Genomic DNA, 12,483 nt, shown 5'->3' on the forward strand with positions numbered 1-12,483 from the left:
CGAGCTAGCACCGCAGCCCTAGGATGACCATGTCTGAGACGACTTCGGCAAAGGCAAGCCGCACCACTCCTCTATTGAAAGTTCGTAAACGCGATGGTCGCGAAGTCGAGATGGACCGTAGTCGCATCGAATCGGCGATCGAGAAAGCGTTTCGTGCGGAATTGAATCTTGCCGAAGGCCAACCGCTTGCCTCGCAAATCGAGCAAGACGTGCTGGCGATCATTGAGCAAGTCTATGAGTTCGCATCCGGGGGCGCTGCGTCGGGATGTTTGAGTGTCGAACAGATCCAGGACGTGGTCGAAATTGGGTTGATGCAGCGAGAGCATTTTCGAGTCGCGCGGCGTTATATCCTGTATCGAACCGAGCACGCACGACTGCGAGCGGTGCGTCACGTTGACTCGGGACTGGACGAACTGTCGATCGACAACAGCAGCTCTGTCCCGCAATTACGACTGCAGATTGAACCGGGAGTGCATGTTGCATTTTCGGAAGCCAAGTTAAAAGCATTTCTCGAATCGATTCCCGAGTCGACACTGCCGAACATCGAGACCAGCGAAATCGTTGCCGAAGTCATTCGCGGATCATTCGACGGGATGACTCCCGAGGACATCGCCCGCGCCCTCGTGCTTTCGGCTCGCAGTCGTATCGAGCGAAGCATGGACTACGACCGATTTGCTGCGGCAATGCAGTTGGCCATTGTGTACCGCCAAACGCTCGGTTTGACCCAAATTGACTCGGACTTCACGGGCACCTATCGCGATCGTTTTGAACATTACGTGATCGAAGGGATTCGCTGCGGTCGATTGTCCGACCAGCTGCGCAGCTTTGATCTTTCCAAGATCGCCGACGCCTTGCTCCCCGAACGAGACAAGTTGTTTCGCTATTTGGGCGTCCAGACGATTTACGACCGCTACCTGCTGCATATCGATGGCCGCCGCATCGAAACTCCGCAATACTTTTGGATGCGAGTCGCGATGGGGTTAGCACTTCGTGAAGCTGAAAATCAGCGAACCGATCGTGCAATCGAGTTCTATCAACTGCTGTCGTCGTTCCGGTTTACCAGTGCGACGCCGACGCTGTTCAACTCGGGAACTCAGCATCCGCAATTGAGCAGCTGCTATTTAACGACGGTGCAAGACGATCTTGCTCACATTTTCAAAAGCATTGGCGACAACGCGATGCTTTCCAAGTGGGCTGGCGGACTGGGCAACGATTGGACACATGTCCGTGCCACCGGATCGTTAATCAAAGGAACCAACGGCACCAGCCAGGGGGTGATTCCATTTTTAAAGATCGTCAACGACGCGGCGGTGGCAGTAAACCAAGGCGGCAAACGAAAAGGAGCCGTGTGTGCGTATCTGGAACCGTGGCATCTTGATTTCGAAGAGTTCTTGGACCTGAGAAAGAACACCGGCGACGATCGGCGGCGGACCCACGACATGCACACTGCCGCGTGGATCCCCGATCTGTTCATGCAGCGAGTTCGTGAAAACGGCACTTGGACGCTGTTTAGTCCCGATGAAGCAAGCGACCTACACGATACTTACGGTCGTCGTTTCCGCGAACGGTACGAGCACTACGAGCGACTCGCCGCTGCAGGAAAAATGAAACAACACCGTCAAGTTTCAGCGACCGAGCTGTGGAGAAAACTGCTTACTCGCACGTTTGAAACCGGACATCCCTGGGTGACGTTCAAAGACCCGTCGAACATCCGCAGCCCGCAGGACCACGCGGGCGTCGTCCACAGCAGTAACCTGTGCACCGAAATCTTGCTGAACACCAGCGAAGACGAGACCGCCGTTTGCAATCTGGGCAGCGTCAATCTCGCAGCCCATGTGATCGACGGTCGCCTGGATCACGATTTGTTAAAAGTGACGATCACCACCGCGATGCGGATGCTAGACAACGTGATCGACATCAATTTCTATCCCACCGTCGAAGCACGCAACGCCAATCTTCGTCATCGTCCCGTAGGGCTTGGGTTGATGGGATACCAAGACGCACTTCATCGCTTGCAGATTGCAGTGGCCAGTGACGAAGCGGTCGAATTTGCCGATCGCAGCATGGAAGCGATCAGCTACTATGCTCTGTTGGCGTCCAGTCAATTGGCGGCCGAGCGAGGTCGCTACGAATCGTACAGCGGATCAAAATGGGATCGCGGCTTGTTACCGATCGATACGATTGAACTGCTGCAACAAGAACGCGACACCCCGGTCGACGTCGACCGATCGACAACGATGGACTGGCAAGTGGTTCGCGACGCGATTGCCACCCATGGGATGCGAAATAGCAACTGCTTGGCAATCGCGCCGACCGCAACGATCTCGACCATCATTGGGGTCACTCAGTCGATCGAACCGACTTACAAATTGCTGTATGCCAAGAGCAACCTGTCGGGCGAGTTTACTCAGATCAACGCACCGCTTGTCGACGTATTGAGCGAACATGGATTGTGGGACGCACAAATGCTGGATTCGCTGAAGTACCACGACGGATCGCTCACTGACATTCAGCGAATTCCCGAATCGGTCAAGCGTCTGTTTGCCACCGCGATGGAGATCGAACCGAAATGGTTGATCGAAGCCGCCTCGCGACGCCAAAAATGGATCGACCAAGGGCAATCGCTGAACTTGTACTTGGCTAAACCGAGCGGGAAATCGATTGATGCGATGTACCACCTGGCATGGCAACGCGGGTTGAAAACGACGTACTACTTACGTTCGTTGGCGGCCACACAAGTTGAAAAGTCGACAGTCGATGTGAACCGGCACGGCATCCAACCGCGGTGGATGAAATCGCAGAGTCAATCGGGGCAAATCCGTGTCGACCGGATACCTGCAACTGCTGCAGCGGCTTGTTCGATCGACGATCCCGATTGCGAGGCATGCCAATAAGGATCGATCGGCGAGTCTGTGTCCCGTTTCGAGTAGGGCCGGTTCCCACCGGCCGTCTTTGACCGCTCGATGGAGTCGGCCGGTAGGAACCGGCCCTACGCTCTATCAACGCTTTAATCTACGGCAGTTTTTTTCCCCTTCGATCCCAAGTGGTCGAAGGTCCGATCATTTGTAACACCCGTCTTGGCTTAGCCGCTTGGCTTCGCACTCGATCCACTATCCCCATTCCTACCGACCCGAGGATGTAGGCCATGACCGCACCCGAAAACACCAAACTTCAAGCCGATCGTTTTGCTGCGAACCAAAAACGATTGATCAACTGCAGCCAAGTGGACGTCAACCAATTGATGCCGCTGAAATACAACTGGGCTTGGGAACACTACCAGAACGGATGTGCCAATCACTGGATGCCGACCGAAGTGCCGATGACCAAGGACATCGAAACTTGGCGAAGCGACCGATTGAGTGATGCCGAACGCCGTGTGATTATGCGAAACCTGGGATTCTTTTCGACCGCCGAAAGTCTGGTCGGCAATAACCTTGTGCTCGCGATTTTCAAACACGTCACCAACGCCGAGTGTCGTCAATACTTACTACGACAAGCGTTTGAAGAAGCCGTGCATTCGCACACGTTTTTGTACGTGGTCGACAGTCTGGGGCTGGACGAAGGCGAAGTGTTCAACATGTATCACGAAGTCCCCTCGATCGCTCGCAAAGATGCGTTTGAAACCGAGTTGACCGCCGAAGTGCTCGATCCGCACTTTACCACGTCCACGGACGATGGAGCTCAAGCGTTCCTGAAAAACTTGATCGGCTATTACTTGATTATGGAAGGGGTGTTCTTTTACACCGGCTTCGTGATGATGTTGTCGTTTCATCGCCGCAACCTGATGACCGGGATCGGAGAACAGTTTCAGTACATCTTGCGAGACGAAACGATCCACCTCAATTTCGGGATCGATTTGATCAACGGCATCAAAGCCGAAAATCCTCATTTGTGGACCGAAGCGTTCCAAAACGCGATGATCGACCGAGTAAAGCAAGCGGTCGAGTTGGAGCTCGATTACGCACGGGATTGTTTGCCGACGGGAATTTTGGGACTCAATCACGACCTGTTCCGCGACTATGTCCAATACATTGCCGATCGTCGGCTCGAGCGAATTGGGTTGCCGATGCAATACGGATCGTCCAATCCATTTCCCTGGATGAGCGAGACAATGGATTTGGCGAAAGAGAAAAACTTTTTCGAAACGCGTGTGACCGAGTATCAATCCGCGGGAAGTCTCAGTTGGGATTGATCCGCTAATGCCATGACGCATTGTTTGTAGCTAGTGTCTGTCATAAAACCTCGAGGCGGCGTAATTTTACAGCTTGAGAGGGCGAAACGTTAGTGTGAAGATTGTTGGCGACCCGCCTTCAACACCACGATGAGGGGCGAATTTGCAGTGTTTTCAGATGACTGCGCGTACCTTCAGCCAGGAGGGTGTCGTTGATCAACTCTGCGTTGTGTCTTTGACCTAATTAGGCCGCTGCACGTACTGTCTTTGCCGCTGCAGCGTCGGGGTTTTCTGCCGCGATCAATAGCCGGCCAAGCACCTGCAGGTTCCGCCCCAGCACGGCTAGGCCAAGATAGCGTTTAAAACCAACTTCACTGCGGTCACGACAACGTTTCAATCCGTTGCCCCGCTGCAACGCACCGACCGCGGATTCGATTCCTGCGTGACGGTGTCGACGTCGGCGTGAGTCGTCTGACTCGTTGGCAACTTCGGTTGCAAAGTTTTGAGAGTTCCGCGATGGACAACTGACGTTGCCAACGATCGGCAACAAGGCTTTAACGTTCGCCGCGCTGTGAAAGCCACGATCAAGCGAAAGTTCTTCAAGCTTACCTTGGTGACGCTGCTGGGCGATCTTCGTTTGCTCAACCACGACACTGCCGTCGGTTTCATCACGATCCATCAGATAGTAATGGCTGATGAAGCCCGCACCGTCCTCAAAGATCATTGCCAGTCGTCCATACTGAATCGGCTCGCCTGCTTTGCCACGTTGGTAGAGTTGCGTATGAGTTTCGAAAAGGCTGAACAGCTTCTCGCTGTTGGGAACGCTCTCGCCCAGCACCACTCGGCGATGCGCGGTATCACGAACCTGTTGGGTCAAACTGGCCCAACCCGTGAGTTCCTCAAGCCGAATGTGCAGCGAGAGAGGCAATGCGTTTTTCGCTGCCTTTTCCAGTGTTTTGACTCTTTGGAGGATCAAGTCTACACGCTCTATCAGGCTACAGTAGAGCGATTCGATCGCCTCCTTCTTTTTGACGATACGACTGGCAGAGAGCTGATTAATTTGTCGATGAAGCTTTTTGATCGTCTTTAACAAGTGAGCGGACTGACGCCACCGAGGAAGACTGATTTCGTCAGCAAGGGTGCGGGCCAGCGGGATGATCTTCCGCATCCCGTCGTACATCAAGCTGCTTTCGGTTGGGTAATGAATATTCGTTTCGATCACGAACGAGTCGGCGCGAGCCGATCCTACTGCATCGCCATGGAACTGTTGTCCGTGTCGAACAATGATGTGGTTGATCTTCTCAATTGTCTCAGGCTTGATCAGACAACACGAATTGCGAATACGGCGAAAGTCGAAATTCGGGTCTTGCTCCCAATCGTCAACACCGAGGATCGTACGGAGATTGTGATGGTTCTCGGCTTGGTCTTGGAGTTTGTCGTAGTCGAAATTGCAATTCATTCTGAGCACTGCCAGCACGAGAATTTGCCAATCATCGAAACCGGGTCTGCCGGTATCGCGGCGCGAGAGCTCACTGACATCTTGCGCGATTAAGTTGGTAAGGCTTCTTCGCAGCGGACCGTCGAGATAGACATGACGCAGGGCAGCGAGAACGGGTATAATTTCGTCACGACAATTCAGATTCAATTGCAACTGCGCGATGGGGGTTGCTGCGAACCGCATCTGAGGTTCATAACTCTTTCGCATCTCGACCACTCCTTGAAGATTTGTGATGAAATTGGTTTTTCCTAACTGTTTCAACACTCGAACCGGTCAAACGGTTCAGTCTTCAAGGAGCTTTTTTCTAAATAACCCCGTAAAACACGGGATCATTCTGTTTGATGACAGACACTAGCTACGACAGTTATTGTTTCGATGGTCCTTACTAGCGATTTAGCAGGAATGAAAACGAGTTGTTTTAACCCGCATCGACCGAGCGACCGAACAACGATCTTAATGGGACAACGCTGTGAAGCATTTTTTCGTAGCGAAACTCGCAGAGAGTTTCGGTTTTACTCGCGTGGTCGAAAGTTTCTGCGACTTTCGCTACAGTTGATTCGCGTTTTCCTTAGAGGGAAAAATCCTTCACAGCGTTGGCCCAAACGGCTAACGGGAATTCACCCAAAGATTCCTGCCTACCTGCTTAGGGCAGTCGCGGACGATCCTTTGCAGATCGCGAGGAACCAGAGAAGCCCAAGGAGCGAGCAAGCACGCGAGACAAAATCTGTGGGTGAAAGAAGGCGGATGGTTTCTTAATGAAGTGCAACACCTCGTAGAACGTTTTCGTGATTCGGTCGTTTCCGGAACAGAGTCTAAGCATACGAACGAGGTACCAGTTCAATGCATTGGTGTAAAAATCTCGCCTGCCAGTTGTTTGCGGATAGAGGAAGTCCGATTGCGTGGCGAGCAACCATGGCACCTTGATGACTTTCGCTGACCTGCGAAAGAACGTCCTGTAGAGGTCTGCTGGAATTCCCTTTCCGTGCGGTTGGCATTCCAGTACTTGGCGTAATTCATCGACTTCCAATGCCGACGCGCTCATGCCTTGACCATAAACGGGATTGAAAGTGGAAATCGCGTCCCCGATGACCAGCAGACCGGCCGGAAATCGTGACAGTTGGTCGTAGCGCCGCCATTTGTCTGCGGGAAATTTGAAGGACGCAATCGGCGACAGCGGTCTCGCATCTTTGATCGCTTCGTAAAAGTCGGGACGTTCTAACGACTTCGCAAATTCAAGGTACGCTTCCTCGTCCGCGGGTGGCGTATCGTTCAGAAATCCGACCTGACTGACTCTCCACCGGTTTCCTTCGATGGGAAACACATAGCCTGTTCGCGTATTGAGTGGCGGAGTGCCGTAGAGTGCCATGATTTTCCAATCACGAGCGTCGTCCTGACTCGGTTCGCAGTCGCGACTTGCGTAACCGATATTGACTTGGACGGCAATTTCCTTAGGCCGCACGTAACCCAATGATTCGATCCATTTTGGCGTTTGGCTGCCGCGGCCACTGGCGTCGACGACCAAGTCGGCATCGATCGATTGCGTTTCGTCATCTGAACCCCAACGAATTTCGACACCCGTGATGCGTGTCCTCTCGGGATCCGCCAACAGGCCCACCACGCTTGCCCCCTCTTCGATTTGAATGCCGGCATCTTCGCTCATCCGCCGGCGCAAGTGAGCTTCTAAGAAAGGCCTCGTTTGCCAATAGGATTTCAGATTCGATTTAGGACGTGACTTCCAGACACCGGCATGGTACCAACACAAGTCTCTAGAAAAATCACAGACGACGGCTCCGCTAGCAGCCAACTCATCCGAGAAGCCTGGGAATAACTGATCAATGACACGCATCCCACCGCTAAAGATGACATGCACATGACTTCCTTGCGGCACACCTTTTCGCGGTTCCCCGTCATCCGAAAGGTTGTCTCGTTCAACAATCGTCACGCGTTGAAAATGGCGGATCAGCACACTTGCTGTTAGCAGCCCAGAAATACTGCCACCGATCACGATTGCGTGTTGCCCCAGTCCTTGGTTCGCGTCACTCATCATTTGCAAGCACCTTGGGAAACGACCAGACGACAGAATACAACGCCAGCATAGGGCAAATGCGGAATCGACGCATCGCATACTGCTCTACAATGGGGCCGCAGTTCGCAGGGGAAGTCGTCAACCGTTTCTCTACCCAACGACTATGAGTCCAGAAGCGTTTTCGCCCGAACGAGATCGGATGTTTGAAAGCCCTCGGTAAAGAACTCATAAATTGTTTCCAGCATCTTCCGTGCTTCCGAAGCTTTGCCCTGTTGCGTCGTCAGCTCCACCAACCGAACGCACGAACGAAGTTCCCAGGACTTGGCCTGCTTACGTTGGGCAACCTTTATCGCTTCGCGAAAACTTTCCTCGGCTTTTGCTTCGTCACCAGCCGCCAGCGACCATTCCCCTCTTAGTCTCAAGAACTCGCTTTCCATGCCACGTTCGTTGTGAGAGTTGACGAGATCGAAACCGCGGTCGATCCATTGCTTGGCACTGCTTGGAATCCCCGCCAAGAGATACGCTTCAGCAATATTGCGATACGGATGGTCCATCGACAAATTGCCACCGGTTGCTCTCAAGATTTTCAATCCGTGTTCAAATTGTTCGCTGGCTTCATCGACATTTCCATCTCGGAGCAGATAATTTCCACGACCGAAAATGGCGTGTGTTTCAAAGAACACGAAGCCATTTTCATGACAGATCGCATATTCTTCTTCAATACTTTCCTGTGCCTGATCAACGAGTCCACAGAATTCAAGGACTTGCCGACGAAAGAACAGTCCCATCGCGAAACTGAACGGATGGTTTTGCTCTCGCGCACGCCGAATCGTTTCATCAGCATGCTGAAGTGCTTGATCGGGGAACCCTAATTGCCAAAGCGCGAGCGCGGCGTGGCTGCGACACAAGACGCTACAACGCTGGCCAGTCTTCAGAGAAGATTCGCGTTCTTTTTCAGGTTCAATGCGTTTCAGTCCTTCCTCAAGCAGGTCGAGTCCTGACCGTAAATCTCCTTTGTAGTACGCAGTCGCACCAACGACCCAATACGCCTCGGAAAGCAGACCGCTGCCGTCCGAAGCATTAACAACCAACTGCATCACTTCTTTGGCAATGTCATCACAAATGTCCATGTCCGCGCGAATCAATCGCCAGCCCCAGAGACCCCACATCACAAAGAAGCGGTCTTCGAGCGTCCCGTATTTCGTAACGAGTCGCTGAGCTCGTTCAATCGCGGTGCCAACCTCCTGCGCGGACCAACCGCGAGCGGCCATTAAAACAGGCGCAAGCGTCAGTTGCAAACTTAATTCCAACTGGTCTCGCTGTGGCGAATCGCTGAGTGATTCCAGCACTTCCAACCCATGCATTAAATGGTGGATCGCTTCGGTGTTGGCAGAACGCTGCTGCGCATACTGGCCAGCCTTCAGATAATACGCGACCGCCTTTGCGGTCTCGTCCGCCTCGGCGTAATGATGTGCCAGCAATTCCGGATGTGTCGCCACGGTTTGCTCGAAGCCGTTTTCAATTGTCTCTGCGATCGTCTTGTGAAATTGCTGACGCTTCTTTTTCAGCACCGAATTGTACGCGGCGTCTTGAATCAGTGCGTGCTTGAAAATGTAACTGCAACTGGGTGGTCGTCCTTTTTGAAACAACAACTCAGCCTCGACGAGTTTGGCCAGTTCTTCCTGCAACACCTCTTCCTGCAATTCGGACGCCGCGTGCATCAATTCGTAGGTAAACTCGCGACCGAAAGTCGCTCCGAGTTGAACCACATTCGGATCGCTATCCATGCGATCCAACCGAGCGGCCAACAAGTCGTGTAGGGTAACCGGGATGGTACTTAGCGCGACCGCTATGTGTTCGCCTTTTTGGTTTGCGTCTAACGCTCCGGAATCCTGCACCATCTGCGTAAACTCCTCAACGAAGAGTGGCACACCGTCCGTGCGTTCGGCAAGTTGCTCAATGACTTCGGACGGGATCACGTCTATGCCTGTTTTGCGTTGAATCAGTTCGCCGATTTGCCGCTTCGTCAACCGTGTCAGCGCGACTTGCGTTTGGTGACCGTAGCTTTGCCACGGCGTGCGAAACTCGGGCCGAAATGTGAGCAGCGTCAACGCACTGTCGTGCAGTCCTTCGTCGACGTGCAAACTTAGAAACTCTAACGTTGACGGATCGACCCAGTGCAGATCTTCGACGATCAGTAGCACTGGATGAGCGGAAGAGTATTGACGCAACCATTCCAGCAACAGTGCTTGTGTCCGCTCTTTTTGGCGACTAGGGGAAAGCGTGATTGGAGCGCATCGATGGTCCGGTGGCACCGACAGCAGCGAAGCAAACAAAGCAATTTGATCAGGATCGTCTAATTGGAGTTCTTGCAAGTGGTGAACGAGTTTGTCGAGGCGAGACTCGGGCGAGTCATTGCGAGAGAAGCCGAGCAACTGCTTAAAGAACTCCGTCACCGGATGGAGGGTACTGTCGGAATGATATGCCGAACAGCGCCATTCAATCACCGGGGGAAGATAATTGGCCGTCTCGTCTGCCAAATGCTGTTTGATTTCTCGCACCAACCTTGACTTGCCCAGTCCTGCGTCGCCGATCAACAGCACGACCTGCCCCGAGCCTTCCTTAGCATGCTCCCAGCGGTCCTTGATGATCCCCAACTCCATGTCACGGCCCACCAGCGGCGTAAGATTAACGGGGTCCACTAATTCCACACGACTGCGGATGGCACCTTCTTCCATGATCTGAAAGAGTTCGATGGGCTGAGGAATTCCCCTGATCTTTTGCGAACCGCGGCTTTTGCAAACGAAAAAGTCTTTGACAAGCAGATGCGTTGCTTCGCTGATGATGACTTGACCTTGCTCGGTCAGTGCCTCCAGTCGGCTGATTACATTTCGAGCATCGCCCACAATCGAAAACGAGTCGGCGTTTTCACTGTCGACCGAACTGCCCACGACGACCACGCCGGTATGAATGGCAGCCCACGCGGACAGTTGAATCCGATTCTGCTTCTGAAAAGATTTGTTTAACTGTTTCATGTCATCCATGATTCGCAAACCCGAGCGAATCGCGCGATGCGGTGCGTCTTCATAGGCGATGGGGTAACCAAAGCAGACAAGCATCTCCTGTCCCGTCGACTGGATCACCGTCCCGCCGAATCGTCCAACCGCCCCTTCACAAAGGATTCGGAAATCCGTCAGAACTTCACGCTGTTCTTCGGGGTCCAGTGTCGCCAACGATTCTTCAAGATTGGTGGCGTCGCAGTTGCAGATCATCACAGTCAATTGTCGTCGCTCGGCGTCGCGCGCTCGGCGCGATGCTGACGTTGTCATCACGTTGCGAGAATCGCCGGAAACCGGAACCGAGTCGGGTATCGCCGAAATGGGCGGGTGAGGTTGCGAATCGCTGGTCTGAAGAATCGCACGCAATGCGCTCGCCATATCACCCGCAGTTCGATACCGGTCATCTTCCTTCTTGGAAATTGCCTTCAGACAAACGTCTTCCAATTCGGACGGGATGCCGTTGACCAGTTGGCGTGGTGGCTGAGGCGCGTCTTCGCGAATTCGGCGTGTCAATTCGGTACGGATTGCCGATCGAAACGGGAGCTGACCACACAGCATTTCATACAGCACAATGCCTAGCGAATAGATATCCGTGCGACCGTCGATGCGGTGCGCATGACCACGCGTCTGCTCAGGAGACATGTAAGCCGGCGTCCCGACAATCCTCCCACGCTGATCGCCAGTGACATGCGATTCGCTGATAGCGAGACCAAAGTCGACCAGCTTGGGTACCAACCCTTCGGCTTCGGAGACCAGAATAATGTTGCCTGGCTTAATATCCCGATGAATCGTGCTCTGCGAGTGGGCGTGGGCGAGCGCATCCGCGAGGGCTGCCACGATAGTCGCCACCTGCTGCCAAGTGGGTTTGTTCTGCTTCAGCCAATCATAGAGTCCGTAGCCTTGCAAGTATTCCGAGACGATATAGCAACAACCGTGATCAACCCCCACATCATGAACGGTAACGATTCCATGGTGACGAAGTTGAGCGAGCCGGCGAGCTTCATTCAGAAAGGCCTTTTCAACATCGCCAAGATGCGCGGCAAGCAGCGGAATCTTGATCGCCACCTCGCGATCAAGTTTAGGATCAAAACCAACGTACACCGCGCCGAATCCACCGCGTCCCAATTCCTCGCGCAACTCGTAACGGCCCAAAGTCTGCAGTTTATCGACATCATAGAAAAACTTCGGTTCTGAATCCAAATCTCCGGTCGGCGTATTCTGAAATGTCTTCCCCTGAGACAAATCTTCAACACACGGATCGATCAACTCTTTCGGAGCTAGCCCATCAGGTTCTGTCGGATGGGTTCCCATCAAATCATCGTTTGACATCAAGAACTTTTGCGGAGCTGGAGGACCAACTGGGAGGACACAGCACCCCCCAGCGGCGAAAGAGCTGGTTGGCGGGCAGATGAGAGCATTGCTGTTGAACGGGCTAGATGCACGCGAATCTTCCATGCACGGGGCCACAGCGTAACCATTCTAAACGATAACGATCGAGAGTGTACGATCACTCATATGACGAATAACGAATGGCTGACGCGAACCATTTCCAGACGGCTAGCCTTCACACTTTATTTCACTTTCACTAGTTCGACTGTCCCAGTTTTAGGTTTCCCCTGTATTTGTGAGCCGACGGCGCTAGTCGCGGGCTTCATTTTCAAACCGTTTTACTCACCGTCGGCCCGACGCTAGCGCGTTCGGCTCACTAAGTGGGACAGTCCAACTAGAA

At 53.2% G+C, this 12,483-nt stretch carries 5 protein-coding genes; 2 read left to right on the forward strand and 3 right to left on the reverse strand.

From position 1 onward, the window contains the following. Window positions 1-29 precede the first annotated feature (29 nt). Complete coding sequence (locus tag SH528x_RS06880; RefSeq protein ID WP_442509779.1) at window positions 30-2,894, forward strand: ribonucleoside-diphosphate reductase subunit alpha; 2,865 nt, start codon at window positions 30-32, stop codon at window positions 2,892-2,894. 251 nt (window positions 2,895-3,145) lie between these two features. Next, a complete protein-coding gene (locus tag SH528x_RS06885) occupies window positions 3,146-4,192 on the forward strand; it encodes a ribonucleotide-diphosphate reductase subunit beta (RefSeq protein WP_442509780.1) in 1,047 nt (348 codons plus the stop codon). 223 nt (window positions 4,193-4,415) lie between these two features. Here the strand turns inward: SH528x_RS06885 and SH528x_RS06890 are convergent, their stop codons facing one another. The 3 genes from SH528x_RS06890 to SH528x_RS06900 form a co-directional block, all read right to left on the reverse strand. Next, window positions 4,416-5,933, reverse strand: a complete 1,518-nt coding sequence (locus SH528x_RS06890; RefSeq protein ID WP_442505442.1) for an ISNCY family transposase — start codon at window positions 5,931-5,933, stop codon at window positions 4,416-4,418. Window positions 5,934-6,312: 379 nt separating this feature from the next. Then, the gene (locus SH528x_RS06895) at window positions 6,313-7,716 is read right to left on the reverse strand and encodes an FAD-dependent oxidoreductase (protein ID WP_442509781.1); all 1,404 of its coding nucleotides are present in this window, start codon (window positions 7,714-7,716) and stop codon (window positions 6,313-6,315) included. Between the two features lie 140 nt (window positions 7,717-7,856). Continuing rightward, window positions 7,857-12,083, reverse strand: coding sequence for a protein kinase domain-containing protein (locus SH528x_RS06900; protein ID WP_442509782.1), 4,227 nt, complete (start codon window positions 12,081-12,083; stop codon window positions 7,857-7,859). Window positions 12,084-12,483: the final 400 nt, after the last annotated feature.

This window comes from Novipirellula methanifontis (assembly GCF_052161655.1).
Lineage (GTDB): Bacteria > Planctomycetota > Planctomycetia > Pirellulales > Pirellulaceae > Novipirellula.